A 24,573-nucleotide genomic window follows, 5' to 3' on the forward strand; every position below is an offset into this window, starting at 1 on the left:
CGATCGACCCCGCCCACTATGGTGAGGGCTGGAGCCAAGGCTGCGTGACGAGCGTTGGCGACAGCGGCGTAGTGTAACTCTAAACGCGGCACTTGCAAGCCACCACATTGCGGTTTCGCCGCGCTGCCGCATGTTGCGTGCGATGGCCGGTCACAACGCTCGCGGCCATCCCTTGTTCAATGGTTCCTGTGCTGCAGCAAATGGAAGTGCACTGCGCCGGCCCGCGCATGGCGCACGATCTCCAGCGCGGCAGGTACCGGCGCGTCCGGACCGGTCAGCGCGCGATCCGTTTCCACATACACCGCGCCGCCCGGACGTGACAGCCGCGCCGCATGCTCCAGCGCGGGGCCAAGCCAGTCTTCGGCAAAGGGCGGATCGAGGAAGACCACGTCGAAGCTGGAGGCAGGCATCTGCGCCGCCGTAGCGAATGCATCACCTTGCACGACGCGAATCTGCTGGGCGTCGAGCCGGTACTGGTTGTCGCGCAACTGCTTGGCCACACGCGGGTTGGCTTCCACCATGGTGACCTGCTGCGCACCGCGGGAGGCGGCCTCGAAACCGAGTGCGCCAGAGCCAGCAAATAGATCAAGGCAAGCCAGCCCGGACATGTCCTGCCCGAGCCAGTTGAACAGGGTTTCCCGCACACGGTCAGGGGTGGGACGCAGGCCTTCGGCATCCAGCACGGGCAGCGGCGTGCGCTTCCACTTACCGCCAATGATACGGACCTGGGCAGGAGACTGCCGCGGCGAGGGGGACGGGGGTCGCCCGCTAGCGGCGGGCGAGGGAGATCGGGTGCGCGAATTCATGCCGTGATTGTAGAGCCTGCGGGGCGCAAGCGCGCAAGCACCGGAGATCAGCCCCCGGTGCCCGTGCCTGCCACGCCGTTATTCCGGTCCACCCACGATGACGGTCGCCATGGCGTCCGGGAACACGTGGCGCTGGAAGGCTTCCCGGACCTGGGTACGGGTGACCTTGCCGATCTGCGCGGTCCAGGTGTCGAGGTAGTCCAGCGGCAGGCCGTACCAGCCGATATTGGCCACATTGGTCAGCAGCTTGCGGTTGCTATCGATGCGCAGCGGGAAGCCATTGACGAGGTTGTCCTTGGCGGCCTTCAGCTCGGTGTCGGTAGGGCCTTCGGCCACGTATTGCGCCAGCACCTTGCGCACCAGCGCCAGCGCTTCGTTGGTCTGCGCCTTCTTGGTCTGCAGGCCGATGCCGAAGGGCCCTGCCTGCTTGGCCGGCGCGAAGTAGCTGTCGACACCGTAGGTCAAGCCGCGCTTCTCCCGCACCTCGTCGGTCAGGCGCGAGCTGAAACCGCCGCCGCCGAGCACATAGTTGCCCACCAGCAGCGCGAAGTAATCGGGGTCGCCGCGCGCAATGGCGGGCTGGCCGATCGCCACGGTGGCCTGCTGCGCCGGATGTGGCACACGCTGCTCGCTGGCCGGGATCTTGGGCTGCACGGGCGGCATCGTTGGCGGCGTGGCGCCTGCTGGCAGGCCGCGCGTCAGTTGCTCGGCAATGGTCTCGGCCTGCTTGCGGTCGATGGCGCCGATCAGCGTCACGACAGCGCGCGACGCCGCGAAATTATCCCGCCAGAAGCGCGCGATATCCGCCCGCGTGATCGACTCGACGCTGGCCTCGGTCGGCGACACACCATACGGATGCGCCGGATAGATCGCGCGTGACACCATCTTGTCGGCGATCACGCCGGGCTTGGTGTCAGCCTCGCGGATGGCGGTGATCAGGCGCTGCTTCTCGCGCGCTACCACGGCGTCCGGATAGGCCGGCGCCTTGATCAGCTGCCCGGCCAGCGCGAGCGACTGGCTGAGTTCCGGCTCCGAGGTCAGCGAGCGCAGGCCGATGCCGCCGCGATCGCTGCTGGCCGCACCGCCGAAGTCGGCGCCGGTGTCGGCAAACGCGTCGGCCACCTGCGCTTCATTGCGGGCCGGCTGGCCGTCCTGCGCGGCAGCGCCCTTGTCGAGCAAGGCCGACGCGAGCGTGGCCAGGCCGGCCTTGCCGGCTGGGTCGTAGCGGCTGCCGGCGTCGAAGTCCATATTGACGTCGAGCATGGGGATGGACGGGCTGCGCACGAAATACACGCGGGCGCCGGTGGAGGTGGTCCACTGCTCGATCGGGATCGCAGCCAGCGCGGCCTGCGAGGAAAGCGCGGCCTGCGAGGAAATCAGCGCAAGCGCACCGCAAGCCGCGCCTGCCAGGCGACGCAACAAGCGTGGCGACGGGATCGTCGGGGCAAAGAGAGGCATCTTGGGTCCTGTCCTCTAGAGAGCTCAGCGGAGCGAGTCGGCGGCGGCCGGAGCCTTCGCCTTGTTCGGGTCGATCGGCTGCGGCAGCAGGGTCGCCACGGTCAGGTTATCGTCGTTGAAGTACTTGCCCGCCACGGCCTGCACCTGCTCCGGCGTGACAGCCTTGATCTTGTCGAGCATGCGGTCAAGCTGGCGCCAGGATAGGCCGGCGATCTCGGCCACGCCGATCTCCATGCCTTGCCCGAACACAGAGTCGCGCTTGTAGATCTGCGCCGCCACCACCTGCGTCTTGACGCGCTTGAGCTCTTCGGGCGAAACGCCTTCGCGCGCAATGCGGGCGATCTCGTCGCGCAGCGCGCGCTCGATCTCCTCGGTGGTGTGGCCGGTGGCCGGCGTGCCGTCGAGCACCATCAGGGACTCGCCGCGGTTGATGCTGTCGTAGCCCACGTTGACGTCGTCGGCGATGCGGCGCTCGCGCACCAGGTCGCGCGTCAGGCGCGCGTTGTCGTAGCCGTTGAGCACGGCCGACAGGACTTCCAGCGCGTAGGGATCGACATCCTTCTCGACGTCGCGCAAGCGCGGCACCTTGTATGCCATCACCACGTAGGGGTTTTCGGCCGGGGCCTTGACCCAGATCCGCTTGATGCCCTTCTGGGCCGGCTCTTGCTGGTCCTTGCGCAGCGGCAGCGGGCGGGCCTTGAGCTTGCCGTAGGTGCGCTCTGCTAGCGCCTTTACCTCGGCCGCCTTGACGTCGCCCGTCACCACCAGCAGCGCGTTGTCGGGCACGTACCAGTTCTTGTACCAGGCCTGCACGTCTTCCACGCGCATGTTGACCAGGTCGTCCGGCCAGCCGATCACGGGATGCCGGTAGGGCGCGGCGGTGTAGACGGTAGCCAGCAACTGCTCGTAGACGGTGCCGCGCGCGGAGTCGTCCGTGCGCAGGCGCCGCTCTTCGGTCACGACCTTCATTTCCCGGTCGAACTCATCCTTCTTGATGATGAGATTGGCCATACGGTCGGCTTCAAGCTCCATCATCTTCGGCAGGTACTGCTTGCTGATCTGCTGGTAGTAGAGCGTGAAGTCGCGGTTGGTCATGGCGTTCTCACGCCCGCCCAACGCCGCTATCTGCTTGGAAAACTCCCCCGGGCCGACCTTTGGTGTACCCTTGAACATCATGTGTTCAAGCATGTGCGCCACGCCCGTGGTGCCGCTGACCTCGTCAATGCCACCCACGCGATACCAGATCTGGTGGGCCACGGTGGGCGCGCGATGGTCTTCCTTCACGATGACCCGCATGCCGTTGGACAGTTTGAACTCGGTGGTATCGGCCTGCGCCTCGGCACTTCGCGCGGCGGCTGCCTGGCCGGCCGGCAACGGCGGCGCCACGGCGGTCTGCGCGTAGGCTGCGCCGAACCAGGGCATGGCGACCAACATAAGGGTGGGAATAAGGCGCCGGGAGAAAGCGGCCGGGCGAACAGCGCCGGCGCCGGCAAGAAGCGAAGCGGTACGGGCGGCGCCCGACCTGGACCTGACAGCACAATGGTTCATGCGACCCCGTCTGCTAGAATTTTGGCGATTGATTCTACCGGGGTATTGACCCCTTTCCCAATGTTTAGTTTCTGGAAGAAGCGCAAGGCCGAACCGGCCAGTGCGCCGCCCGAGGTGCAAAGCCCGGTGCCCGCCGCCACACCGGCCGCGGCGCCCGCCAGCGCGCCAGCCCCCATTCCAGCGGCCGGGCCTGCCCCGGCCGCTGTCGTTCCCGTCGCGCCAATCGCCATCCAGCCCGTCTCGGCCCCGGCCGAGGAACTGGTCCTGACCCCGCCGCCGGCCGCGACGGCCGAGACCAAGCGCGGCTGGATGCAACGCCTGCGCACCGGCCTGTCCAAGACCAGCCGCAACCTCGGCACGTTGTTTGTTGGCGTCAAGGTTGACGAGGACCTGTTCGAGGACCTTGAAACGGCCCTGATCATGGCGGATGCCGGCGTCGAGGCCACCGAGCACCTGCTGGGCGCGCTGCGCCGCCGCGTCAAGAACGAGCGCATCGATACCTCCGAAGGCGTCAAGGCCGCGCTGCGCGAACTGCTGACCGACCTGCTGCGCCCACTGGAGAAGACCATGTCGCTGGGCCGCGAGCAGCCGCTGGTGATGATGATCTCGGGCGTCAACGGCGCCGGCAAGACCACCAGCATCGGCAAGCTGTGCAAGCACTTCCAGAGCTATGATCAGTCCGTGCTGCTGGCCGCGGGCGACACCTTCCGCGCCGCGGCGCGCGAGCAGCTGACCATCTGGGGCGAGCGCAACAACGTTACCGTGGTCTCGCAGGAAAGCGGCGACCCAGCCGCGGTGATCTTCGACGCGGTCAACGCGGCGCGCGCGCGTGGCATCGATATCGTGATGGCCGGCCGCCTGCCCACGCAGCTGCACCTGATGGAGGAGTTGAAAAAGGTCAAGCGCGTCATTGCCAAGGCGATGCCGAACAACACCGGCCAGAACGCGCTGTCCCAGGTCAAGGCGTTCGACGATGCGCTGGGCCTGACCGGGCTGATCGTGACCAAGCTCGACGGCACCGCCAAGGGCGGCATCCTGGCCGCGATCGCGCGCCAGCGCCCGGTGCCGGTCTATTTCATCGGCGTGGGCGAGACGGTCGAAGACCTGCAGCCCTTCAAGGCCGAAGAATTCGCCGACGCACTGCTTGGTTGAGCGGTTGAGCAGTTGAGCAGTTGAGCAGTTGAGCAGTTGAGCGGCATACCCGGATCGCCAGAAAAAAAATCCCCGCAATCGCTTGCGGGATTTTTTTTTGCGGCCTGCCGAAGCCAGCGTGGCAGCCTATTCGGCGTCCGGCTGCGCCTTGGGCTCGGCCTGCTGGAACGCGGGCAGCGCCATGCAGGAATCGAATACCTTGGCGATGGCCGGGTAGCGCGCCACGTCGATATTGAAGCGCTGCGCGTTGAACACCTGCGGCACCAGGCAGATATCGGCCAGGGTCGGCGTATCGCCGAAGCAGAAGCGCCCTGCCTTGCCCGAGCGCACGAGGTTGGTATTGACCGACTCGAAACCCAGCTCGACCCAGTGGCGATACCACGCGTCCTTGGCCTCCTCCGCCACGCCCAGCGTGTGCTTGATGTACTTCAGCACGCGCAGGTTGTTCAGCGGATGGATCGGACTGGATCAATACGTGATCGTCATCCAGCAGCGTCGGCACCAGGGCATCGGGGTTCAGCGCCCGGTAGGCCGGCAGCAGCTGCTGGCCGCCTTCGCGCAACAGATGCACCGGCATGTACTCGTAAGGCAGGCCCTTCAGCTGCAGGGCAATGCGCACCCACCATCTCAGGCACCGACCAGATCAGGTCAGACAGGTCGCCGCGCTGCTTCTCCACGCCGTTGACGGACAATGTGACCGCGCCCTTCTCCGGATGGCCGATGGCGGACACCGGCACGATCGGGCCGATCGGGGCGGACTTGTCGAAGGCCTTGCCGGTCTCCCAGGGGCGGCCGGTCTTCTTCGATTCGTTCTGCAGGTCGCGGCGCGTCATGTCGAGCCCGAGCGCATAGCCAAACACGTGGCTGGCGGCATCCGCCTCGGCGATGTCCTTGCCGCCCTTGCCGATGGCAACGACCAGTTCCACTTCATAGTGGCAGTTGCTGGTGCCCTGCGGATAGGGGAAGGCGCCTTCGGTGCCGTCGGCGACATAGCTCACGGCGTCGGCAGGCTTGCAGAAGAAGAACGGCGGCTCGCGGTCGGGATCCGAACCCATTTCACGGGCATGGGCGGCGTAGTTACGGCCCACGCAGTAGACCCGGCGTACCGGGAACTGAGCGCTGCTGCCACGCACGGGCACGCCATTGGGCGCCGGCGGGGCAAATACGAATTCGGTCATCCATCTCTCCAGGCTTATGCTGTTTTTCAGGCTACGCGCCAGCATGCTGGCATCGCCAGTAGACGCCCTGCCGCGCAGCAGGGCAATAGCATACACCGGCGGTTCGGGCCGCGTACGCCATCGGCCATTGAATCCGGGAAACCCCGCAATACAATGAAAAGCATCCCGGCGCGAATCTTGCATGGCAAGAGACATTCCAAGTGACGCCATGAACAGACGCCCTCCAGCCCCTTCCAGCCCGACGAGTCCCGCCAGCCCCGCGCCGGCCGCGGCGGGTTCACGCGCGCTGCGCATTTTGCTGGTGCGCGATCCGCACGACGAGGACCCGCTCAATATCGAGACGATCCGTGCCGGGCTTGTGTCGGCGGGCTTCACCGACATCCAGACGGTGGATGCCGACCTGCGGCTGCCCGACGCCATTGCCGCGCGGCAGCCGGACCTGATCATCATCGCTTCCGAGTCCGCGGCGCGCGATACGGTCGAGCACGTGTGCGTGTCGACCCAGCATGCGCCGCGCCCCATCGTGCTCTTCACCGACAACGACGACGCCCAGCGCATCAAGGCCGCGCTGACCGCGGGGATCACCGCCTACATCGTCGACGGCCTGCGCGCCGAGCGCGTGAAGACCGTGCTGGACGTGGCGTATGCGCGCTTTGAACTTGACCAGGAGCTGCGCGCCGAGCTCGATGCCACGCGCCTGCAACTGGCCGAGCGCAAGGAAGTGGAGCGTGCCAAGGGCCTGCTGATGAAAGAGCGCGGCATGACCGAGGACGAGGCCTACAAGCGGCTGCGCAGCATGGCCATGGAGCGCGGCATCAAGCTGGTCGAGGCGGCGCGGCGCGTCATCGATGTGATGAGTTAAGCCCGGAAGCAGCCCCGGAGTAGCCCCCAAAGCGGCCCCTTTGGCACTGGGATGCGCCCCGCACGCGCTTGGTGCAATGCACAAGGATGGCGCGACCGGATCAGCTTCCACGCACCGGCACCGCACGGCCGCGGCTTGCGCGCGCCCGCTTCGGGCCCCTTCCCCTCCGCTCCAGCCCTGCAACCCCGACAACCGGCTGTCCAGCTCTTGGCACGCGGCTTGCGTAACCAACGCATCGGCCAACGACGGCCGATCACATACCGATGTGCGCCGCCAACGACGGCCGCGCTGCATCACGGGACAACGGCGTCCTGACCTGCCCCCCGCATTTCTGGCGAAAGCGGAGCAGTTCAGGACGCTTTTTATTTGGAGCCGTGTCAATGCCCTCTCGCCTGAAGATTGCCAAGTCGCTGCACGCAGCAGTTGCCACCGACGCCAGCACCACGGGAGCCGATGCGGTACCCGCCAGCAGCGGACGGCGCCGGGCGCTGGCCACCATCGCCGGGGCCAGCGTGATCACGCTGGTCGATCCGCTCGTGCGCGCCGGGGCCTGGGCAGCCGGCTCGGACGCGCCGGAAAAAGCGGAGGTGCGGATCGGCTTCATCCCGCTGACGGACTGCGCCTCGGTGGTGATGGCCGGCACGCTCGGTTTCGACAAGAAGTACGGCATCAAGATCACGCCCACCAAGGAAGCCTCCTGGGCCGGCGTGCGCGACAAGCTCGTCAATGGCGAGCTCGACGCGGCGCACGTGCTGTACGGCCTGATCTACGGCGTGCAGCTGGGCATCGGCGGCCCCAAGAAGGACATGGCCGTGCTGATGAACCTGAACCACAACGGCCAGGCCATCACGCTGTCGTCCAAGCTGGCCGAGAAAGGCGTCAAGGACGGCGCCAGCCTGAAGGCGCTGATGATGAAGGAAAAGCGCGAGTACACCTTCGCCCAGACCTTCCCCACCGGCACCCATGCGATGTGGCTGTACTACTGGCTGGCCGCCAACGGTATCAACCCGATGCAGGACGCCAAGGCCATCACCGTGCCGCCGCCGCAGATGGTGGCCAACATGCGCGTGGGCAACATGGACGGCTTCTGCGTGGGCGAGCCCTGGGGCGCGCGCGCCATCGCCGACAAGATCGGCTTTACCGCGGAGACCACGCAGGCGATCTGGAAGGACCACCCGGAAAAGACCCTGGGCACCACGGCTGAGTTCGTGCAGAAGTACCCAAATACCGCACGCGCGATGGTGGCCGCCGTGCTCGACGCCTCGAAGTACATCGACGCATCGGCCTCCAACCGCCGCAAGACCGCCGAGACCATTGCCGCCAAGTCCTACGTCAACACCGACATGGATATCATCCTGGACCGCATGCTGGGCCGCTATAGCAACGGCCTGGGCAAGACCTGGGACGACCCGGACTCGATGAAGTTCTACCAGGACGGCAGCGCCAACTACCCCTTCCTCTCCGACGGCATGTGGTTCCTCACGCAGCAAAAGCGCTGGGGCTTGCTCAAGGAGCATCCGGACTACCTGGAAGTGGCGAAGAAGGTCAACCGCATCGACATCTACAAGCAGGGCGCCGCCGCCGCGCAGGTGCCGCTGCCCAAGAGCGGAAGGTGTTCACCCGCGTGCTGCTGCCGGCCGTGCTGCCGTACATGCTCACCGGCGTGCGGCTGTCGATCGGCACCGCGTGGCTGGTGATCGTGGCCGCTGAAATGCTCACTGGCGGCACCGGCATCGGCTTCTGGCTGTGGGACGAGTGGAACAACCTGAAGGTGGAACACATCGTCATCGCGATCTTCATCATCGGCGTGGTCGGGCTGCTGCTCGAATACGCGCTGCTCAGCCTGGCCAAGCGCTTCAGCTACGGCAACTGATACGCTGAGATCGTTACGACGTTACGACGTTTTGAGACGCTAAAACGGCTACCGCGCCCTGGCGCCGCCCAAGGAGAACCTCATGGAAAAGTTCGTCCGTATCGAGCATGTCGGGCAGACCTTCAAGACCAAGAAAGGCCCGTTCGTGGCCCTGCGCGATGTCAACCTGACCATCGCCAGCGGCGAGTTCATTACGCTGATCGGCCACTCTGGCTGCGGCAAGTCCACCTTGCTCAACCTGTTGGCCGGGCTGGACCGGCCCAGCGCCGGCGCGCTGATCTGCGCCGAGCGCGAGATCGCCGGCCCCGGCCCGGATCGGGCGGTGGTGTTCCAGAACCATTCGCTGCTGCCCTGGCTGACCTGTTTCGAGAACGTCTATCTTGGCGTGGAGCGCGTGTTCGGCGGCAGCGAGAGCAAGGCGCGGCTGAAGGCCCGCACGCACGACACGCTGGCCATGGTTGGACTGACCCACGCCGAAGCCAAGTATCCGCAGGAAATCTCGGGCGGCATGAAGCAGCGCGTGGGCATCGCCCGGGCGCTGGCCATGGAGCCCAAGGTGCTGCTGATGGACGAGCCCTTCGGCGCGCTGGATGCGCTCACCCGCGCGCACCTGCAGGACGAGCTGATCAAGATCGTGGCGAAGACCCGCAGCACGGTGGTGATGGTGACCCACGACGTCGATGAGGCGGTGCTGCTGGCCGACCGCATCGTCATGATGACCAACGGCCCCGCAGCCACCATCGGCGAAGTGCTGAAGGTGGACCTGCCCCGGCCGCGCGAGCGCATGGCGCTGGCCGAGGATAAGGACTACCACGCATGCCGCACGGCGGTGCTGGACTTCCTGTACCGCAAGCAGCGCAATCCAGCGCTGAAGGAAGCCGCCTGAGCGGGTGGGATGACGGGCCGGCGCGCCCCCGCTCAGGCGGCAGTCATGGGCATGGCCAGCCCGCTCCGCTATCATGGACTTCAAACCACACAGCCCCAACCCGCCATGACCACCACGCCCACCTCCCCGGCCGCCCCCGCCGCCCCTGCTTTCGCTGCCGCGAAGTACATCAAGGAAATCGGCCGGGGCGTCAATGGTGCCCGCGCCCTGCCGCGCGAGGACGCCCAGGCGCTGTTCGACGCCATGCTGGCGGGCCGCGTGGCCGATATCGAGTTGGGCGCGGTACTGATGGCCTATCGCATCAAGGGCGAGGCCCCGCATGAACTGGCCGGCATGCTCGATGCAGCGCACGCGCATTGCCTGCCGCTGGCCGGCCCGGCGGAAGGCATCGTGGTGTCCATCCCCAGCTACAACGGCGCGCGCAAGCAGCCCAACCTGGTGCCGCTGCTGGCGCTGCTGCTGGCGCGCGAGGGCATTCCGGTGCTGGTGCACGGCTCCCGCCAGTTCAACGGGCGCGTCACCAGCATTTCGCTGTTCGAGGCGCTGGGCATCGCACCTTGTGGCTCCGTGGCGCAGGCCGAAACGCAGTTGCGCAGCAAGGACGGCCAGCCCGGCCCGCTGGCCGTGCTGCCGATCGACGTGCTATCGCCGGCGCTGGCCCGGATGCTGGACAGGCGCATGCAGATCGGCTTGCGCAATTCCGCGCATACGGTGGTCAAGATGCTGCAGCCGGTGGGTGCGCATTCCCCGGCCGAGGCGCTGCGGCTGTATAGCTACACCCACCCCGAGTACCGCGAAACCCTGACCGATTACTTCTCGCGCGAGCCCGCCAATGTGCTGCTTGCGCGTGGCACCGAAGGCGAGGTGGTGGCGGACGCGCGGCGCAACGGACGCATCGACTGGCTGCACGACGGGCATCAACGCACGTTAGTCGACCCGACATCGGGCTCCATCGTTGAAGTGCCGGAATTGCCGCCCGGCAGCGATGTGGACCAGACCGCGGCCTGGATCCGCCTCGTGCTGGACGGCAAGGCGCCTGTGCCTGCGCCGATTGCCGTACAGATCGACGCCATCCGCGACTGCCTGCAGCAAGGCACGCGCGTGGCTTGGGCCAGCCCGGTCTGAGCGTGGCCCGGCAGCAAGCAGGCGCCCTTAGCGCTTGCGCTGTGGCAGCGGAATGCGGTCGCTCTCGTCCGGCACGCGTGGGAACTGGTCATCCTCCCAGCGCTGGGCAGCCGTTTCGATCGCTTCCTTCGTGCTGGCCACGAAACAGGCAACACTTCGCCATCCAGCGCGATGCTGCCATCGACCGGGTAGATGCCGCGTTCGGCATGCTCCGCAGGTATCTCGAGGCTGGCACCCGCCTCGAGCTCGATCGCCACGTAGAGCGTACGGCTAAACACCTTCACCGGCGCCTCAGCGCCAAACGCATCGCCCGCGATCACCGTCATCCGTACCCCGGGGCGCTCCAGCTTGGGCAACGTCGCGGCGGGATGGTGATGGAAGGATGGCTCGACGTTCTCGTGCTCCTTGGGCAGCGCCACCCAGGTCTGGATCCCGTGCAGGCGCGGCCCGGCATCGCGGGCAGCCTGGGGCGAGCGCTCCGAGTGTGCAATGCCGCTGCCAGCCGTCATCCAGTTCACGTCGCCCGGCCTGATGACCTGCTTGCTGCCCAGGCTGTCGTGGTGAAGGATCTCGCCCTCGAACAGGTAGGTGACCGTGGCCAGGCCGATGTGGGGATGCGGACGCACATCGGCGCCTTCACCCGGCAGCATGGCCACCGGTCCCATATGGTCGAAGAAGATGAACGGGCCGACTGTCTGGGTGGCTGCGGCGGGCAGCAGGCGGCTCACGGCAAAGTCGCCGAGGTCCCGTGTATGCGGCTTGAGCAAGTGTTCGATTGCAGACATGAATATTCCTCGGTTCGGTCGATGCTGGCAGCCAGCGCAAATGAGAAGAGTGTAGCTGCTAGCGAAACACAGCATCTCATTTGGCGATAGAACCGGTAGGGGTGCGTGCCCTCTAATCCTTGTCGGATCACTCGCGCCCCCGTGTGAGATAGTGGCATCGCCACATCCGGCAAGATGTCGGATTAAAACACTATGTAGAAGCACCACTCGATTATCAGGAACTATCAACCCTATTGCCACTCCAACTTAGCAGTCCCCCGGCTTGAGTGCTAATATGTGTTGCAATGCAGTGCGAGACCCCAAAAAGGGGCCACGCACGCGGGCAACCCACCCGCCGGATGCGAAAGGAGCAATCGAGTGAACGCGGTCCTATCTGCTGACCAAACCCAAATGACCAACCGTCTGCCCACGGTGCCGCAAGGCGCCGGTACATTTGCGCTGACCTTTCCCGGAACGCTGGGAAATATCGACAGCTATATCCAGGCTGTCCACCGTATTCCCCTGCTCACCCCCGAGGAAGAGCAGCGGCTCGCGCGCGAGCTGCGCGAGCACGACTCCGTGGACGCCGCGCGCCGCATGGTGCTGTCGCACCTGCGCCTGGTGGTGTCGATCGCCCGCCAGTATCTCGGCTACGGCCTGCCCCACGCGGACCTGATCCAGGAAGGCAATATCGGCCTGATGAAGGCCGTGAAGCGTTTCGACCCGGACCAGGGCGTGCGCCTGGTGTCGTATGCGATGCACTGGATCAAGGCTGAGATCCACGAATACGTGCTGAAGAACTGGCGCATGGTCAAGGTGGCGACCACCAAGGCCCAGCGCAAGCTGTTCTTCAACCTGCGCAGCCACAAGCAGGGTGCCCACACCTTCACGCCGGAACAGATCGACGCGGTTGCGCGCGAGCTGAACGTCAAGCCGGAAGAAGTGATGGAGATGGAAACCCGCCTGTCGGGCGGCGACCTGGCACTCGAAGGGCAGATCGACGATGGCGAGGAGGATTTCGCGCCCATCGCCTACCTGGCCGACAACCACAACGAGCCCACCCGCGTGATCGAGGCCCAGCGCCACGACCGCCTGCAGGTGCAAGGCCTGGAAGAAGCGCTGTCCAAGCTCGACGACCGTAGCCGCCGCATCATCGAAGCGCGCTGGCTGCAGGTCAACGACGACGGCTCGGGTGGCTCCACGCTGCATGAACTGGCTGACGAATTCGGCGTTTCCGCCGAACGCATCCGCCAGATCGAAACCGCGGCGATGAAGAAGATGAAGGGTGCGCTGCAGGCCTTTGCCTGAAGCTATGCGCTATAAAGCGCGCCAGAAATGAACAGGGCCGGTCTCGCGACCGGCCCTGTTTTGTTTTGTCCGCCGGCTGTGCACCGGCATCTCAACGCGAAATCAGGACAACAGCTGCTTGAGGTCGTGCACGATCGGCTCCGGCCCCTGCCCATGGCGGATGAACAGCCGCAGCTTGCCGCTCGGATCGAACACATAGCTGCCCGCCGAGTGGTCCATGGTGTAGTTGTTCGGCGAAGTGCCCGGCACTTTGGCGTAGAACACCTTGAAGTCCTTGGCGACCTTCTGCAGCGCGGCATCGTCGGCCGGGCGCATGCCCAGGAAGCGCGGATCAAAGGCCGGCACGTATTGCGCCAGCAGCGCCTGGGTATCGCGCTCCGGGTCGACCGTGACAAACAGCACCTGCACCTTGTCGGCATCCGGCCCCAATTGCTCCATCACCGCCTTGAGCTCGGCCATGGTGGTCGGGCAGACATCCGGGCAATGCGTATAGCCGAAGAACATCACCACCGCCTTGCCCTTGAAGTCGCCGATCGAGCGCACCTTGCCGTTGTGGTCGGTGAGGACGAAGTCCTTGCCGAATTCACTGCCGCCGGTGATGTCGACATTCTTGAAGGACGCCTTCTGCTGGCCGCATGCCGCCAGCAGCAGCGCGCACAGGGCCAGCAGGCAAAACCGGCGGAAGGTCGCGAAGGTGGGGAGGAGGCCTGAAGGAAAGTGGTTTGGCATGCGAGTTCGGGTGTTGTTGGCCGGCCGGCGCCACCCAGCGATCCAGCGATCCAGGATGAGCCAGGCGCGGCAAGGTCACATTGGCAGATGAGTCGCAGTATCGCCGATCGGGGCGGCCATGCGCGCACGCCGCGACAAGATGTCGCAAGGCCCGTTCAGGCCTGCGGCAAGAACTTGAAATAGTGATCGACCAGCAGCGCGGCGAACAGCAGCGACAGGTACAGGATCGAGAAGCGGAAGGTGCGTTGGGCCAATGCGTCCGAGTAGTTGCGATACATCTTCCACGAGTAGGCGAGGAAACCGCCACCCAGGATCAGCGCGGCCGCCAGGTAGATGTAACCGCACATGCCGTAGACAAACGGCAGCAGCGTCGCCGCGATCATGATCAGCGTGTACAGCAGGATGTGCAGCAGCGTGAAACGCTCGCCATGGGTCACCGGCAGCATCGGCAGGCCCGACTTGGCGTAGTCGGCGCGGCGATACAGGGCCAGGGCCCAGAAGTGCGGTGGAGTCCACGTGAAGATGATCAGCACCAGAAACCAGGCTTCCGCCGGCAGGTCGCCCGCGACCGCGGCCCAGCCAAGCGCCGGCGGCATCGCGCCGGACAGGCCGCCGATCACGATGTTCTGCGGCGTGGCCGGCTTGAGCAGGATGGTGTACACAACGGCGTAGCCGACGAAGGTGGCCACGGTCAGCCACATGGTCAGGTCGTTGGTGTAGACGTGCAGCAGCCACATCCCCGCCCCGCCCAGCACCGCGGAAAACACCAGCGTCTGGATGGTGGTGATCTCGCCGGTGGCCGACGGGCGCCACGCGGTGCGGCGCATCAGCGCATCGACCTTCTGCTCGACCAGGCAGTTAATGGCGAACGCGGCGCCTGCCAGCAGCCAGATGCCGGCGGCGCCCCCGATCAGCACGGGCCACGGGACCATGCCGGGGGTGGCCAGGAACATGCCGATGATGGCGCAGAAGACGGCAAGCTGCGTCACCCGCGGCTTGGTCAGGGCGGCGTATTGGCGGACCAGGTGGCGAACCCGTCCGAGGGGATGTGTGTGGGTAGCGGTAACCACTGGGGAGTTCTTGTCTTTCATGTGGCGCGCGCGGCGGCCGGCACGTCGGTAGCAATGTCAGCGGACCGGGCCGCGAGCCCTATATTGTAATTGAGGCGAACCAGGAGCAGCAGCAAGACCGCCGCCCCACCGTTATGCGCCACCGCGGCGCCCAGCGGCCAGTCGAACACGATGTTCGACAGGCCGGTGGCCAGTTGCAGCGCGAGGAAGCCCAGCAGCCAGCCGGCGCTGCGCGCAAGGCCGCCAAGGCGGCGCGCCCGCAGCCCGAACCAGGCCAGGAAGGCCAGCACGACGAAGGCGAAGCCGCGATGCACCCAATGGATCGCCACCAGGGCGGAGTGCGGGATGTAATCGCCATCGGCGGTCATGCCGAGCTGGCGCCACAGCGTGAAGCCATGGTGGAAGTCCATGTCCGGCACGAGTTGGCCGTTGCACAGCGGGAAGTCGGTGCAAGCCAGTACCGCATAGTTAGTGCTCACCCAGCCGCCAAGGAATATCTGCAGTACCAGCAAGGCCAGCGCGAAGCGCGCCGGCCAGCGCAGCCCGGCCGCCTGCGGCGCCACCCGCAACGGTGGATCGTTGCGCGAGCCCAGCCAGATCAACGCTGCCAGCAGGCTCATGCCGAGCATCAGGTGCGTGACCACGATGATGGGCTGCAGCTTGAGCGTGACCGTAAAGGCCCCGAACGCGCCCTGCACGCACACCAGCAGCAGCACCCCGGTGGCGAACCAGGGCGACTGCCTGAGTTCGCGCCGCTTGACCCAGGCCAGCACCATCAGCGTGATGATCAGCACGCCGACCGCCATGGCGAAGTAGCGGTGCACCATCTCGATCCACGCCTTGGTGATGGTCACGGGCCCGCTGGGCAAGGCGGTCTCGGCGGCACGGATAGGCTCCTGCGCCGCGTGCGGGTTGGAGTGGCCATAGCAGCCCGGCCAGTCGGGGCAGCCCAGGCCGGAATCCGTCAGCCGCGTGAAGCTGCCGAACATGATCAGGTCCAGCGTCAGGAAGGCGGTGATCCAGACCAGCTTGCGGTACTTGTTGCGGTCCCCTTTGACCAGCACGTAGCTCAGGGGGAACAGCGCGATCAGGACGCCGATGATGGCGAGTTGGAGCAGCATGCGCGCCTTACCCGATGTGGGAGTACTTGAGCAGCTTCTTCAGGTCGGAACTCATCTTCTTGGGGTCCGGCTCCTTGGGGAAGCGCATCATCAGGTTGCCCAGCGGGTCGATCAGGAACAGGCTGTCCTCGATCCGGGCACTCGGCTCCGCCGGCAGCCATTTCTGCATGGCCTCGCGGTTGGCGCGCAGGAAGCGCACGCCGGCATAGGGCTCGTTGTAGGCGGCCGACAGTCGGGAATCGATCTGGCCTTCATCGCTGATCAGCCACACCGGCACGATGCGCTCGCGGTCCTGGCCCTGCCCCGCGCGGATCTGGCGGATGGTGAACAGCTTCTTGGCGCAGGCTTCGTCGCACGCCGCGCCATCCGCGGTCACCAGCAGCCACTTGCCCTTGAAACTATCCAGCGGCACGGACTCGGCGCGCTCGTTGCCGACCTGTATCGCGGGCATGGGGCGCTGCGGCTCGATCAGCGTGCCGTAGTTGGTGGAGCCGCCCGCCGGCTTGAATACGTAGTACGTCAGGTAGGAAGCGATCACAGGCGAAGCGCACACCAGCAGGAGCAGCAGCATCTGGATGCGGCCGCGACGGGTGCGGGCGTCGATGCGCGAGTCTTGCGGCGCGGCGCGGGCGGCCTGGGCCGAAGCGGGATCTGGTTGTTGCATAGCGTTTCGTCTGTCTGTCGTTAGGGGCGGCTGCGCTCATCTGACTGCAACGCGCCGCTGTGGTTCGCGGGTGGTGCAAGTGCCGCCTGCCAGGGCGGCCAGGTAACTCAGGCCGCCATGCGGGCGGCGCGCCGCCAGCTCAGCGCCACCAGCAGCACCAGGGTCAGCGCCGCCAGCCCGAACCACTGGAAGGCATAGCCATAGTGGCGATCGGCACCGATGTCCGCTGGCGCCCAGTCGCGCGCCAGCCCGTCGCCGTTGTCGTTGCGCTGCTCCAGCACAAAGGGCTGCAAGGGCACGCCGAGTTCCCTGGCGTAGGCGGCGAGGTCCACATTCTGGCGGATCTTCTGGCCGGCCTCGGCGTTGGCGCCCTGGCCCAGGCTGAAGACCCTGGGCACGGTCGCCAGCGCGGTACCGTCCACGTCCACCTCGCCTGCCGGGGTCGGGAACGGCGCGATATGCGTGCGATCCTGTCAGCCAGCCGCGCAGCACCAGCACCGCCGGGGTGGAAGGCTCGCCCCCGGCCACCCGCAACGCCGTGAGCACCATGAATCCGGCACGGCTATCGGTCCCGTTGCCGTGGGGGCGATTGTCCAGCAAAACCGTATGCGCCGCATCGAAGCGGCCACGCACGTGCACGCGCCGCTCCGCCACCACACCATCCACAAGGCCGAGCCCGATCTCCAGCGCCGGCTGGGACGCCAGTGCCTCGAGGCGCGCGGCCCGCGCCACTTTTTCATGGGCCCGGTTGAGCTGCCAGTTGCCTAGGGCGCAAGTACCGGCGATCACCACTAGGGCGGCGATGGTAGGCAGCGGGCTAAGTGCGCGCCAGAGCTTCACGAGTGATCTCCCTGGCTTCTCCCGAGGGCGTTGCCAGGCGCGCCGATGCGATAATGGCACTTTATTCCTAGCAGACCCCGCGCTTGCGGGCCCGCCATGCGCATCGTCATCCTCATCGCGTTCTTCCTCATCATCGGTAGCCTGGCCTCCGCCCTGTTCTTCATGATGCGCGACCGCGGCAGGACGCCAAACATGATGCGTTCGCTGATGTTCCGGGTCGGCTTCTCGGTGGCCCTGTTCGTCTTCATCCTGTTTTCGCACTGGATGGGATGGATACAGAGCACGGGCATCCGCATGGCGCCCTGAAGCCGTGGCGCTTCCGGCGCCCCTTGGTTGCGTCAGGTTCAAACCACAAAAAAACGGCGGGCACTGCAACCGGGTGTCTTACAGCCAGTACACCACGATGTAGAGGAACAGCCACACCACGTCGACGAAGTGCCAGTACCAGGCGGCGCCTTCGAATGCGAAGTGATGGTCGGGCGTCAGTTGGCCCTTGAGCACGCGCACCAGCACCACTGTCAGCATGATCGCGCCGAGCGTCACGTGGAAACCGTGGAAGCCGGTCAGCAGGAAGAAGGTGGAACCGTAGATGCCCGAGGTCAGCTTGAGGTTCAGCTCCGAATACGCGTGGTGGTATTCGTACACCTGGAAGCACATGAAGACCGCGCCCAGCAGAATGGTCAGCACCAGGCCCTGGATCAACTGGCTGCGCTTGTTGGCCAGCAGCGCATGGTGCGCCCAGGTCAGCGTCACGCCGGACATCAGCAGCAAGGCGGTGTTGATCGTGGGGATCGGCCACGGACCCATGGTCTGGAAGCTCTCCACGACACCGGCCGGTCCGAGGTTCGGCCAAACGGCGGCGAAGTCGGGCCACAGGATCTTGTTGTTCAGGTCGCCCAGCCATGGCATGGCGATGTTGCGGGCGTAAAACAGCGCACCGAAGAACGCCGCGAAGAACATCACTTCGGAGAAGATGAACCAGCCCATCGACCAGCGGAAGGACAGGTCGATGTTCTTGCCGTACTTGCCCGTCTCGGATTCGTTGATCGCCTCGCCGAACCAGCTCTTGAGCACGAACAGGAACCACAACAGGCCCAGGCCGCAGAGGTACGGCCCCCAGGTCTGCCCGTTTACCCAGCCAGCAGCACCCCCAGCCGTCAGCAGCAAGCCAAAGCTAGCCGTGATCGGATGGCGCGAGGGGCCCGGTACGAAGTAGTACGGAGCGTTTGCGCGGTTCGCACTCATTCTTTTTTCTCCAGCTCAGAGTCTCTGATTCAGTAATCGTTATCCGCACATCCGGCCCTGACGAGGCCAGCGGCATGCTTTTGCCCTGCTTTTTTTACTTGTTCCTACCCTGCCCTGTACTGTGCGCTCCGCAGCTTCACCCTACCACCACACGCACCACGGTGATCAGCACCCCGATCAGGATGGCTACCCCGATCAGGCCGGCGATGATCACATGGACCGGGTTGAGCTGTGCCATGTCGCGCTCATGCTCGCTGCCCTTGCGCAGGCCGATAAACGACCAGAACACCGCGCGCAGCGTCTGCACAAATGACAGCTTACGCTTGACCGCGTCCTTCATCTCATCCACGGCTTTTCCCCTGCAACCTGCCTGGCCTGCAAACTCAAATGCCCTTGCCCGCGCCAGCTGGCTGCGCGTCGAGCGGACCTTGCGGCGCTTGCGCCACCGGTGTCCCGATCTCGAAGAAGGTATAGGACAGCGTAATGTTCTTCACGTCTTTCGGCAGGTCCGGATCGATCACGAACACAACCGGCATCTCGCGTGCTTCCTTCGCCTTCAGCGTCTGCTCCTTGAAGCAGAAGCACTCGATCTTCTTGAAATACTGCGTGGCCAGCTTGGGCAGGTAGCTCGGAATGGCCTGCGCCGAGATATCGCGTGCCTGGCCGTTGGCCACTTCATAGACGATGGTGGTCATTTCGCCCGGGTGCACTTCCATGCTGCTCTTGACCGGACGGAAGGCAAAAGGCCCGCGCGCGTTGGAGTCGAACTCGACCGTGATCGTGCGGGTCTTGTCCACCTGCGTGTTCTTGACCTGGCCACCATATAGGTCGCGCGTGGTCACCACATTCAGGCCGGTGATCTCGCAGATCTTCTTGTACAGCGGCACCAGCGCATAGCCAAACGAGAACATCAACGCCACCACCACCAACAGCCGCAGCATCATCCCGCGGTTGAACTTCTTGTCGGTGGCTTGGTTCGACTGCTGGTTCGCGCTCATCTCAATACCCTGCAGCTTCAGCCGAGAAAGATCATCTTGGCGAAGAAACCCAAAAAGAAAACCATCACGATCGAGAAAAGGATCAGGCCGAGACGACGATTGGAGGCCTTGCGGTCTGCCTGCGATGGACTTTTGTTTGGATCCTGCATAACACCTTGTTGCTTGCGTGACACGGAAGGGCGGGCCCTGCCCATCCTTCCGTGTCCATTGCGGCTTGCCTGACTGCGGCTTACTTGACTTGCGGCTTACTTGACTTGCGGCGGCACTTCAAAGGTGTGGAACGGGGCCGGCGACGGCACGGTCCATTCCAGGCCCTCGGCGCCATCCCAAGGCTTGTCCCCGGCTGCCTTGCCGCCACGGTAGGACGGGAGCACCACGAAGAAGAAGAAATACACCTGCATCAGGCCAAAGCCCAGTGCGCCGATCGATGCGATCGCGTTGAAATCCGCGAACTGGGTCGGGTAGTCGGCATAGCGGCGCGGCATGCCTGCCAGACCCAGGAAGTGCATCGGGAAGAAGGTGACGTTGAAGAAAATCATCGAGCCCCAGAAGTGGATCTGGCCGCGGGTTTCGTTGTACATGAAACCGCTCCACTTCGGACCCCAGTAGTAGAAGCCCGAGAACATCGCGAACAGCGAGCCGGCCACCAGCACGTAGTGGAAGTGGGCCACGATGAAGTAGGTGTCCTGCAACTGGATATCGATCGGGGCCACGGCCGGCATCAGGCCGGTGAAGCCGCCGATGGTAAACACGAAGATGAAGCCGATCGCGAACAGCATCGGGGTCTCGAAGGTCATCGAGCCGCGCCACATGGTAGCGATCCAGTTGAAGATCTTCACGGCCGTCGGCACCGCGATCAGCATGGTGGCGTACATGAAGAACAGCTGGCCGGTCACGGGCATACCGGTCGTGAACATGTGGTGAGCCCACACGATGAACGACAGGATGGCGATCGAGGCGGTCGCGTAGACCATCGAGCTATAGCCGAACAGGCGCTTGCGGGCGAAGGTCGGCACGACGTGCGAGACGATCCCGAACGCCGGCAAGATCATGATGTAGACCTCGGGGTGGCCGAAGAACCAGAAGATGTGCTGGTACATCACCGGGTCGCCGCCGCCGGCAGCCGAGAAGAAGCTCGTGCCGAAGTGACGGTCGGTCAGCACCATGGTGATGGCACCAGCCAGCACCGGCATCACGGCGATCAGCAGGTAGGCGGTGATCAACCAGGTCCAGCAGAACATCGGCATCTTCATCAGCGTCATGCCCGGTGCGCGCATATTGAGCACCGTGACGATGATGTTGATCGAGCCCATGATCGACGACGCTCCCATGATGTGCATGGCGAAAATCGCCATGTCCATGCCGGGGCCCATCTGCACCGACAGCGGCGCGTACAGGGTCCAGCCGGCGGCAGTGGCGCCGCCCGGTGCGAAGAACGACAGGACCAGCAAGAGCGCTGCCGGGGGCATCAGCCAGAAGCTGAAGTTGTTCATCCGCGCGAAGGCCATGTCGGATGCGCCGATCTGCAGCGGGATCATCCAGTTGGCGAAGCCGACGAACGCCGGCATGATCGCGCCGAACACCATGATCAGGCCGTGCATGGTAGTGAACTGGTTGAACAGTTCCGGGCGGAAGAACTGCAGGCCCGGCTCGAACAGCTCGAGACGGATCAGCAGTGCCAGCGCGCCGCCAGACAGCAGCATGGTGAACGAGAACAGCAGGTACAGCGTACCGATGTCCTTGTGGTTGGTGGCAAACAGCCAACGGCGCCAGCCATGCGGTTGATCGTGGTGATCGTCATGCGCGTGGTCGTGCGGGTGGGCGAGCGCGTCCGGGGTAGCAGTACTCATCGCGAAAACTCCTGAAATCCTGTTCAACCTGCGGCGCGGTCACCCGCGGCGCTGGCCTGCTTGGCAGCGGGCTTGTCTTCCGTCTTGGGCGCGGCGTCGCCGCTTGCGCCAGGTGCGCCGCCGCCTTCGCGGAACTTGCCGGCACGCGCGTTCACGAAATCGCTCGGTTGAATCACTTCACCCGTCTTGTTACCCCAGTTGTTGCGGGTGTAGGTCATGACGGCAGCGAGTTCGGTATCGGAGAGGTGCTTCCACACCGGCATGGCGCCCTTGCCTTCCAGCAGGATATGCATCTGGCCGGCATCCGGGCCGTTGACGATCTTGGAGCCGTCGAGGGCCGGGAAGGCGCCGCCGCCCTTGCCGTTAGGCTGGTGGCAGACCGCGCAGTTGGCGGTGTAGACCTTCTCGCCACGGGCCTTGAGCTCGTCCAGGGTCCAGGTCTTGTTGGGGTCGTCCGCCTTGGCGGCGAGCTCCTTCTTCTTGCCGTCGACCCACTTGGCGTAGTCGGCGTCAGAGACGACGCGCACGACGATCGGCATGAAGGCGTGTTCCTTGCCGCACAGCTCGGCGCACTGGCCACGGTACACGCCCACCTTCTCGGCCTTGAACCAGGTGTCGCGCACGAAGCCGGGGATGGCATCCTGCTTGACGCCGAAGGCCGGGATCATCCAGGCATGGATGACGTCATTGGCCGTCAGCACCATGCGGACCTTCTTGTTCACGGGCACCACCATCTCGTTGTCCACCTCCATCAGGTAGGTGTTCGACTTGGGGGCCTCGTTGTTGATCTGTTCGCGCGGGGTGGTCAGGGTGGACACGAAGGAGATGCCTTCGCCGTCGCCCTTCAGGTAGTCGTAGCCCCACTTCCACTGGTAGCCGGTGGCCTTGATGGTGATGTCGGCGTTGGTGGTGTCCTTCATCGCCACGACCGTCTTGGTGGCGGGCAGGGCCATGCCGATGACGATCAGGAAGGGGATGATGGTCCAGATCACCTCGACGGTGATGCTTTCGTGGAAGGAAGCTGACTTCGCGCCCTTGGACTTGCGGTGCTTGAACACGGAGTAGAACATCACCCCGAACACGCCGATGAAGATCACGGTGCACATGATCAGCATCATCCAGTTCAGCCAGTGAATCTGCTCGGCGATCTTGGTGACCGGCTCGGTCAGATTGAGCTGTCGCACGGCGGGGCCACCTGGCATGTCTTCCACTGCCAGGGCTGCATGGCTGGTGAGCAGGGACGCCCCCACCAGACACGCTGCGGATGCCTTCTTCCACATTTTCATTTGTTATCTACCCAATTTACAGATTCAAATCTGTCACTCGCCGGACCTTCGCTGCCTCTCAGAGATAACGTAAAGCCGATGCGAGCTCCTGCGCGAACTTTCGCCGCTGGTACGGGTCCAGAAAACACCCCACCCGCACAGCGCTCTTGCCCGAGCGCAGCAACACCAGCGCTCGTAATGATTCACCCGGTTCCACCCGCACCCACAGCGGGTTGAATTCATGCCGTGTCAGCTGCCCTGCACTGACCGAAACCACTACCAGCCTGCCGTCGGAGAGGCTGACGCGCTCGTAGTCCGACGCATGCCGCCCATGCACCAGCAGGGCAATACCCAGCCCCAGCAGTTCCATCCCGGCAAAGGGAAGCACGAGCCACGACCCTCGCCACGCGAAAAACAAGGCGATGGCAAGCGAAACACTGACGATCGAGAGGTAAAACCAGCCAACCTGGCGCGGAGACAGCGAACAATTCCGCTTCATCAGCCAGTCTTTGTCCGGCGGGACCAATCCGTCGGAACTGCCGCCGGATCTGTCTTGCGCCGTCTGGAGTGCGATACCCAAGTCTTGCATCGCCAACCTTGCATCGCCAACCACTCTGCGCTGGATGCACGCCTGGACGATTGCGCCTGGGACGCACCATTGAAGTGCGATTTCGGGCAAATTGTGCCAGGGAGACCACTGCGACAAACTGGCGCATTATAGGGCGCTTCGCCTACTCGGACAAGGCCGCTACTTGACCAAGGGGCTGGCGCGCGACAAGTTTTTGTGCATCGGGACGGTGCCGGTGATAACCCGCTTGACTGCGCCGCCGATGCGTGCAGCAGCGGCGCGGACGTTACTTGCGCTGCCGCGCGCGCCCGATCTTGTCGAGCGGAACCACGGCGTGGCCGAGCGCATCGACGGCCTGCTTGCCGCGCGGCGCCAGCTTCCAGGCGTGACCGTAGACGATCTCGAACGTCAGCGGGATCAGGCCCTCGGCATTGCGCTGGCGCTCCAGTGCGGCCAGCAGCGCCGCGTGCCAGCGGCGCCCGCGCAGGCCTGCGCCCTTGCCCAGGCCAGCCGGCAGGCGCAGCCCGCCAAAGGCCTGCACTTCGCGTAGCAGGGTGTGCGGCGATTCATAGGTGATCGTCAGGGTCTCCATGTCCATCACAGGCGTGGACCAGCCGCTGTGCACCAGCATGTCCCCGATATCGTGCATGTCGACGAAGCGCAGCGTGTGGGTGTCGCCATCGACTTGCGCGAAGGCGGCGCGCAGCTGCTCCAGCGTATCGGGCCCGAACAGCGAGAACAGCACCAGGCCTTCGTCGCGGGTAACCCGGTGCCATTCCGGGAAGACCCGGTGCGGCTCGGGGTGCCAGTGCAGCGCCAGGTTGGACCACAACAGGTCGAAACTGGCCGGCGCGAAGGGCAATGTGGCAAGATCGCCCTGCACCAGGTCGAAGGTTGGGCGCTTGCCAAGCAGGCGGCCCAGCCACCCGGACTGGCGCTGGGGATCGCGCTGGGCGGCCTCGTGCAGCATGGCCTCGGAGATATCCATCCCGGCGATCTGCGCATCCGGGTATTGGGCGCGCAGCGCGGCCAGGCCGCGCCCGTGGCCGCAGCCGATATCGAGCGCACGCACGGGTGCCAGCCGGATCATCTGCATGCGCTCCTGCATGCGCTGGCCGATCTCGCCCAGCAGGAAGTCCAGCTGGCCGAATCCGGCGCTGCGCCGGTCGAAGGCGAGGCGGGTCAGCCGCGTGGGCGGCAAATAGGCATCGGGGGAGTCGGCGTCATGCAGGGACACGGTCAAACCAGGCGGCAAGAAACTAA

Annotated in this window: 23 protein-coding genes and 4 pseudogenes; 8 read left to right on the forward strand and 19 right to left on the reverse strand. The window is 65.1% G+C overall.

Annotation, left to right across the window (positions count from 1 at the left end):
• Positions 1–176: 176 nt before the first annotated feature.
• The 3 genes from rsmD to OR16_RS18440 form a co-directional block, all read right to left on the reverse strand.
• Positions 177–806, reverse strand: a complete 630-nt coding sequence (rsmD, locus tag OR16_RS18430; RefSeq protein WP_192816437.1) for a 16S rRNA (guanine(966)-N(2))-methyltransferase RsmD — start codon at positions 804–806, stop codon at positions 177–179.
• A gap of 78 nt (positions 807–884) precedes the next feature.
• Complete coding sequence (locus OR16_RS18435; protein WP_043420275.1) at positions 885–2,264, reverse strand: M16 family metallopeptidase; 1,380 nt, start codon at positions 2,262–2,264, stop codon at positions 885–887.
• 24 nt (positions 2,265–2,288) lie between these two features.
• Positions 2,289–3,812 (reverse strand): M16 family metallopeptidase, encoded by a 1,524-nt coding sequence (locus OR16_RS18440; RefSeq protein ID WP_043420277.1) that lies wholly within the window; start codon positions 3,810–3,812, stop codon positions 2,289–2,291.
• Positions 3,813–3,872: 60 nt separating this feature from the next.
• Between OR16_RS18440 and ftsY the strand changes: the two genes are divergently transcribed.
• Positions 3,873–4,964 (forward strand): signal recognition particle-docking protein FtsY, encoded by a 1,092-nt coding sequence (gene ftsY, locus OR16_RS18445; protein WP_006159452.1) that lies wholly within the window; start codon positions 3,873–3,875, stop codon positions 4,962–4,964.
• Between the two features lie 126 nt (positions 4,965–5,090).
• Here the strand turns inward: ftsY and OR16_RS18450 are convergent.
• Positions 5,091–5,565: pseudogene (locus tag OR16_RS18450) on the reverse strand (glutathione S-transferase C-terminal domain-containing protein).
• The gene (locus tag OR16_RS18455) at positions 5,447–6,142 is read right to left on the reverse strand and encodes a fumarylacetoacetate hydrolase family protein (protein WP_006159453.1); all 696 of its coding nucleotides are present in this window, start codon (positions 6,140–6,142) and stop codon (positions 5,447–5,449) included. Before OR16_RS18455 ends, OR16_RS18450 begins: the two are co-directional and overlap by 119 nt.
• A gap of 208 nt (positions 6,143–6,350) precedes the next feature.
• Between OR16_RS18455 and OR16_RS18460 the strand changes: the two genes are divergently transcribed.
• The 5 genes and pseudogenes from OR16_RS18460 (at position 6,351) to ybiB (ending at position 10,888) form a co-directional block, all read left to right on the forward strand.
• Positions 6,351–7,004 carry an ANTAR domain-containing response regulator gene (locus OR16_RS18460; RefSeq protein WP_043420279.1) on the forward strand — a complete coding sequence of 218 codons (654 nt, stop codon included), beginning with the start codon at positions 6,351–6,353 and terminating at the stop codon, positions 7,002–7,004.
• Positions 7,005–7,384: 380 nt separating this feature from the next.
• Positions 7,385–8,701, forward strand: a complete 1,317-nt coding sequence (locus tag OR16_RS18465; RefSeq protein ID WP_006159455.1) for a CmpA/NrtA family ABC transporter substrate-binding protein — start codon at positions 7,385–7,387, stop codon at positions 8,699–8,701.
• A pseudogene (locus OR16_RS18470) lies at positions 8,608–8,877 on the forward strand (ABC transporter permease); the annotation flags it as partial. The gene OR16_RS18465 and the pseudogene OR16_RS18470, both read left to right, overlap by 94 nt.
• A gap of 82 nt (positions 8,878–8,959) precedes the next feature.
• The gene (locus tag OR16_RS18475; protein ID WP_006159457.1) at positions 8,960–9,763 is read left to right on the forward strand and encodes an ABC transporter ATP-binding protein; all 804 of its coding nucleotides are present in this window, start codon (positions 8,960–8,962) and stop codon (positions 9,761–9,763) included.
• A 105-nt stretch (positions 9,764–9,868) separates the two neighbouring features.
• Positions 9,869–10,888 (forward strand): DNA-binding protein YbiB, encoded by a 1,020-nt coding sequence (gene ybiB / locus OR16_RS18480; protein WP_006159458.1) that lies wholly within the window; start codon positions 9,869–9,871, stop codon positions 10,886–10,888.
• A 27-nt stretch (positions 10,889–10,915) separates the two neighbouring features.
• Here the strand turns inward: ybiB and OR16_RS18485 are convergent.
• Positions 10,916–11,673 (reverse strand): annotated as a pseudogene (locus OR16_RS18485) (pirin family protein).
• Positions 11,674–12,063: 390 nt separating this feature from the next.
• On the opposite strand from OR16_RS18485, the gene rpoH reads away from it, so the two are divergent.
• Complete coding sequence (gene rpoH, locus OR16_RS18490; RefSeq protein ID WP_006159460.1) at positions 12,064–12,960, forward strand: RNA polymerase sigma factor RpoH; 897 nt, start codon at positions 12,064–12,066, stop codon at positions 12,958–12,960.
• 102 nt (positions 12,961–13,062) lie between these two features.
• Here rpoH and OR16_RS18495 read toward each other — a convergent pair whose 3' ends face one another.
• From OR16_RS18495 to OR16_RS18515, 5 genes and pseudogenes are all read right to left on the reverse strand, one after another.
• Positions 13,063–13,689: an SCO family protein gene (locus OR16_RS18495; protein WP_006159461.1), complete on the reverse strand. Its 627-nt coding sequence runs from the start codon at positions 13,687–13,689 to the stop codon at positions 13,063–13,065.
• A gap of 155 nt (positions 13,690–13,844) precedes the next feature.
• Positions 13,845–14,780: a heme o synthase gene (locus tag OR16_RS18500; RefSeq protein WP_043343375.1), complete on the reverse strand. Its 936-nt coding sequence runs from the start codon at positions 14,778–14,780 to the stop codon at positions 13,845–13,847.
• Complete coding sequence (locus OR16_RS18505) at positions 14,777–15,880, reverse strand: COX15/CtaA family protein (protein WP_006159463.1); 1,104 nt, start codon at positions 15,878–15,880, stop codon at positions 14,777–14,779. Before OR16_RS18505 ends, OR16_RS18500 begins: the two co-directional genes overlap by 4 nt.
• A gap of 7 nt (positions 15,881–15,887) precedes the next feature.
• The gene (locus OR16_RS18510) at positions 15,888–16,544 is read right to left on the reverse strand and encodes an SCO family protein (protein WP_006159464.1); all 657 of its coding nucleotides are present in this window, start codon (positions 16,542–16,544) and stop codon (positions 15,888–15,890) included.
• Between the two features lie 107 nt (positions 16,545–16,651).
• A pseudogene (locus tag OR16_RS18515) lies at positions 16,652–17,444 on the reverse strand (SURF1 family protein).
• Positions 17,445–17,480: 36 nt separating this feature from the next.
• On the opposite strand from OR16_RS18515, the gene OR16_RS18520 reads away from it, so the two are divergent.
• A complete protein-coding gene (locus OR16_RS18520; protein ID WP_006159466.1) occupies positions 17,481–17,690 on the forward strand; it encodes a twin transmembrane helix small protein in 210 nt (69 codons plus the stop codon).
• Positions 17,691–17,768: 78 nt separating this feature from the next.
• Here the strand turns inward: OR16_RS18520 and OR16_RS18525 are convergent, their stop codons facing one another.
• From OR16_RS18525 to OR16_RS18555, 8 genes are all read right to left on the reverse strand, one after another.
• Positions 17,769–18,629, reverse strand: coding sequence for a cytochrome c oxidase subunit 3 (locus OR16_RS18525; protein ID WP_006159467.1), 861 nt, complete (start codon positions 18,627–18,629; stop codon positions 17,769–17,771).
• A gap of 136 nt (positions 18,630–18,765) precedes the next feature.
• A complete protein-coding gene (locus OR16_RS18530) occupies positions 18,766–18,978 on the reverse strand; it encodes a DUF2970 domain-containing protein (RefSeq protein ID WP_006159468.1) in 213 nt (70 codons plus the stop codon).
• A gap of 34 nt (positions 18,979–19,012) precedes the next feature.
• On the reverse strand, positions 19,013–19,627 hold the full coding sequence (locus tag OR16_RS18535) for a cytochrome c oxidase assembly protein (RefSeq protein ID WP_006159469.1): 615 nt from the start codon (positions 19,625–19,627) through the stop codon (positions 19,013–19,015).
• Between the two features lie 17 nt (positions 19,628–19,644).
• The gene (locus OR16_RS44105) at positions 19,645–19,776 is read right to left on the reverse strand and encodes a cytochrome oxidase small assembly protein (protein ID WP_006159470.1); all 132 of its coding nucleotides are present in this window, start codon (positions 19,774–19,776) and stop codon (positions 19,645–19,647) included.
• Positions 19,777–19,872: 96 nt separating this feature from the next.
• On the reverse strand, positions 19,873–21,477 hold the full coding sequence (gene ctaD / locus OR16_RS18540; RefSeq protein WP_006159471.1) for a cytochrome c oxidase subunit I: 1,605 nt from the start codon (positions 21,475–21,477) through the stop codon (positions 19,873–19,875).
• A gap of 23 nt (positions 21,478–21,500) precedes the next feature.
• Positions 21,501–22,763: a cytochrome c oxidase subunit II gene (gene coxB / locus OR16_RS18545; protein WP_043420282.1), complete on the reverse strand. Its 1,263-nt coding sequence runs from the start codon at positions 22,761–22,763 to the stop codon at positions 21,501–21,503.
• A gap of 58 nt (positions 22,764–22,821) precedes the next feature.
• Positions 22,822–23,331: a DUF2244 domain-containing protein gene (locus tag OR16_RS18550; RefSeq protein WP_006159473.1), complete on the reverse strand. Its 510-nt coding sequence runs from the start codon at positions 23,329–23,331 to the stop codon at positions 22,822–22,824.
• 265 nt (positions 23,332–23,596) lie between these two features.
• Complete coding sequence (locus tag OR16_RS18555) at positions 23,597–24,547, reverse strand: methyltransferase domain-containing protein (RefSeq protein ID WP_043420301.1); 951 nt, start codon at positions 24,545–24,547, stop codon at positions 23,597–23,599.
• Positions 24,548–24,573: the final 26 nt, after the last annotated feature.

This window comes from Cupriavidus basilensis OR16, assembly GCF_000243095.1.
Taxonomy (GTDB): domain Bacteria; phylum Pseudomonadota; class Gammaproteobacteria; order Burkholderiales; family Burkholderiaceae; genus Cupriavidus; species Cupriavidus basilensis_D.

Excerpts from the sequence above, each read along its gene's own strand:
- OR16_RS18475 (WP_006159457.1), top strand. The coding sequence starts at position 8,960 with ATGGAAAAGTTCGTCCGTATCGAGCATGTCGGGCAGACCTTCAAGACC.
- OR16_RS18505 (WP_006159463.1), bottom strand. The coding sequence starts at position 15,880 with ATGCTGCTCCAACTCGCCATCATCGGCGTCCTGATCGCGCTGTTCCCC.
- rpoH (WP_006159460.1), top strand. The coding sequence starts at position 12,064 with ATGACCAACCGTCTGCCCACGGTGCCGCAAGGCGCCGGTACATTTGCG.
- OR16_RS18510 (WP_006159464.1), bottom strand. The coding sequence starts at position 16,544 with ATGCAACAACCAGATCCCGCTTCGGCCCAGGCCGCCCGCGCCGCGCCG.
- OR16_RS18500 (WP_043343375.1), bottom strand. The coding sequence starts at position 14,780 with ATGAAAGACAAGAACTCCCCAGTGGTTACCGCTACCCACACACATCCC.
- ybiB (WP_006159458.1), top strand. The coding sequence starts at position 9,869 with ATGACCACCACGCCCACCTCCCCGGCCGCCCCCGCCGCCCCTGCTTTC.
- OR16_RS18495 (WP_006159461.1), bottom strand. The coding sequence starts at position 13,689 with ATGCCAAACCACTTTCCTTCAGGCCTCCTCCCCACCTTCGCGACCTTC.
- ctaD (WP_006159471.1), bottom strand. The coding sequence starts at position 21,477 with ATGAGTACTGCTACCCCGGACGCGCTCGCCCACCCGCACGACCACGCG.
- OR16_RS18435 (WP_043420275.1), bottom strand. The coding sequence starts at position 2,264 with ATGCCTCTCTTTGCCCCGACGATCCCGTCGCCACGCTTGTTGCGTCGC.
- OR16_RS18535 (WP_006159469.1), bottom strand. The coding sequence starts at position 19,627 with ATGAGCGCGAACCAGCAGTCGAACCAAGCCACCGACAAGAAGTTCAAC.
- OR16_RS18440 (WP_043420277.1), bottom strand. The coding sequence starts at position 3,812 with ATGAACCATTGTGCTGTCAGGTCCAGGTCGGGCGCCGCCCGTACCGCT.
- rsmD (WP_192816437.1), bottom strand. The coding sequence starts at position 806 with ATGAATTCGCGCACCCGATCTCCCTCGCCCGCCGCTAGCGGGCGACCC.
- OR16_RS18460 (WP_043420279.1), top strand. The coding sequence starts at position 6,351 with ATGAACAGACGCCCTCCAGCCCCTTCCAGCCCGACGAGTCCCGCCAGC.
- ftsY (WP_006159452.1), top strand. The coding sequence starts at position 3,873 with ATGTTTAGTTTCTGGAAGAAGCGCAAGGCCGAACCGGCCAGTGCGCCG.
- OR16_RS18525 (WP_006159467.1), bottom strand. The coding sequence starts at position 18,629 with ATGAGTGCGAACCGCGCAAACGCTCCGTACTACTTCGTACCGGGCCCC.
- OR16_RS18520 (WP_006159466.1), top strand. The coding sequence starts at position 17,481 with ATGCGCATCGTCATCCTCATCGCGTTCTTCCTCATCATCGGTAGCCTG.
- coxB (WP_043420282.1), bottom strand. The coding sequence starts at position 22,763 with ATGAAAATGTGGAAGAAGGCATCCGCAGCGTGTCTGGTGGGGGCGTCC.
- OR16_RS18455 (WP_006159453.1), bottom strand. The coding sequence starts at position 6,142 with ATGACCGAATTCGTATTTGCCCCGCCGGCGCCCAATGGCGTGCCCGTG.
- OR16_RS18550 (WP_006159473.1), bottom strand. The coding sequence starts at position 23,331 with ATGCAAGACTTGGGTATCGCACTCCAGACGGCGCAAGACAGATCCGGC.
- OR16_RS18465 (WP_006159455.1), top strand. The coding sequence starts at position 7,385 with ATGCCCTCTCGCCTGAAGATTGCCAAGTCGCTGCACGCAGCAGTTGCC.
- OR16_RS44105 (WP_006159470.1), bottom strand. The coding sequence starts at position 19,776 with ATGCAGGATCCAAACAAAAGTCCATCGCAGGCAGACCGCAAGGCCTCC.